At 60.1% G+C, this 1,960-nt stretch carries 2 protein-coding genes; both read right to left on the bottom strand.

What is annotated here, in order from left to right:
* Positions 1-757: 757 nt before the first annotated feature.
* Positions 758-976: a hypothetical protein gene (locus QCM77_RS45725; protein WP_280097114.1), complete on the bottom strand. Its 219-nt coding sequence runs from the start codon at positions 974-976 to the stop codon at positions 758-760.
* Between the two features lie 576 nt (positions 977-1,552).
* A complete protein-coding gene (locus QCM77_RS45720) occupies positions 1,553-1,771 on the bottom strand; it encodes a hypothetical protein (RefSeq protein WP_280097113.1) in 219 nt (72 codons plus the stop codon).
* Positions 1,772-1,960: the final 189 nt, after the last annotated feature.

Raw genomic sequence — 1,960 nt, 5'->3', positions numbered from 1 at the left:
CGCCGCCATCCTGCCATGATACAGCTCCTCGTTTCGCCGACCGAAAACGAGGAATCCGCCAACAACCGTCCGTTCCACCAATTCATCCTGCTCCAGGAGCGCAGGCTTCATGGAATCGGTCGTCTAGTTTTATACGGCGGCGCCACCGCGACGGAGACTGTCCATCGGGGCAATAAAGATAGTCGAGGGAGCCAGAGAGCGCTGGCGCAGCGCCACAGGATCAGCCAGAAGTTGTCGACAAGATCCGAGAGTTCCCCGGGAAGCCAAATGGATCGTGCTTTCTATCGAGGAGGAGGCAGTCATCGTCTTCTTCCCGCCTTTCCGCCGCGGTACGCTGCTGCCGCTTGAGATCCCCTGACATGCGCCCTAGCTGACCATCCCGCGTGTTACGCGATCATTCCTTCATCGCCGCCTCCAGTGGTACGGCATCAGCAGACGCCGGAGGTCGAACGCAGCAAGCCTTCGAAGAAAAAGAAGCGCCGCCGATCGTCTATTTCCACTTGAAACCTGAGTTCCAGAGTATCGCTGCGGGAGGGCCGCCTTGCGCGGTGGGATGGAGGGTGAATACATAGGCGTATGACTGACCATACGCCTAATTCGAAGGTCCCGACTGGAAGTTGTCTCGACGGGCGATCGTTGCCGAAAGCTATGGCGGGCCACGATTGGTGTCAGTGACGGCTCAGCGCAACGGGTTGTCTGCGAGCCAATTGTTCATGTCCTGTGGAGATCGCCTTTACGCCGGCTCCGGCCTCGACGTTCACACCGCAAGCACGGCATCCCCGCTCAGCCAGCGCAGCGCGCAAGAGTCGGAACAATCGAGATTGAGCTTAGCGGTGGCTGTCGCGTTCGGGTTGACCGGGATGTTGACGCCGAGGCACCGCAGCGGTGCTTGAGCTTCTGAGGCGGCGATGATTCCGATCCCGAGCGGCGTCACGGTCTGGATCGCCACCGGCCACACCGACATGCTCCGCGGCATGCAAACTGGCCCTGACGGTTCAGGAGAGCTGGACCGCGGCAAGTTCATCTGGCCCTCAGCATCCGCTGGTGCGCCCCTACTTTTCACGGTGATCCTCCCTTAGATCGATCTTCGCGACACGGTGATTTCTCAAGCTGCAAATGACAGGCAAGGCGGTTGCGTTGTCGGGGAAAAGGAAGCGCCCCGAGGGTTCTCAAGTAGTCAGGAGGCTTCCTCGTTTGAGCTGAACATAGATCCACTTCGCGGGAGTCCGAAACGCCTTGCCAATTGGGTTACTGTCAAGTTGTCCGTAACCGGCGGCCACCGCGTTTGCCGATGCCGCACCTTGAGGCGGTGTTTAAGACGAATGCGCCGGACCATGATCAACAGGACTTTTGTCCGTCCCATGGCGAGTGATGCCCTTCGTGCGTCAGAATTCGCGCGATTTCATCGTCGTAGGCGCCGTTACGTGCCAACGCGCATATGCGTTCCACCATCTCTTCATGACGTGGTGGTAGTGCAGCCACGGCATTGATGGGTACAGTGGCTATGAGCTCAGTGGTCGCGCCGCCGCGCCACACAATGCGCACCTCAGCTCTATCGCGGGGCGCAGCGGCGCATCACGACCTTCTCGATTAGGCAGCGCAGCAGCGCTTTGCAATGATCCCTGCGGGTCACCGGATTCTCCGACAGGGCCGGAAGACGATTCCCGAGCGCGACCACCTTGGCCAGCAGATGCTGAGGAAGGCCAACAGGATCATTGGCCTTGGACACCGTGTGCTGGGCCAACGCCTCCTCGGCTTGTCGAAGCGCCAAGAGGGCGGCCTCCAGCGTTTTTGCAGTTCGCCGGTGACTAGCCGATTGTCCGTAAGCGCTTCGCGGCAACCCTATTGAGGCTGGCTTGACGTTTTGCGGAATCGCCACGGCATGAGGTCTTCGATGCGGCTATGGGGATGGCCGTCGATAATCGTCTCGAGTGTTTCGGCGATGCAGGCGGCCGGGTTG

The organism is Bradyrhizobium nivariense, assembly GCF_029846695.2.
Lineage (GTDB): Bacteria > Pseudomonadota > Alphaproteobacteria > Rhizobiales > Xanthobacteraceae > Bradyrhizobium.
This window is presented reverse-complemented; position numbering and strand designations above follow the sequence as displayed.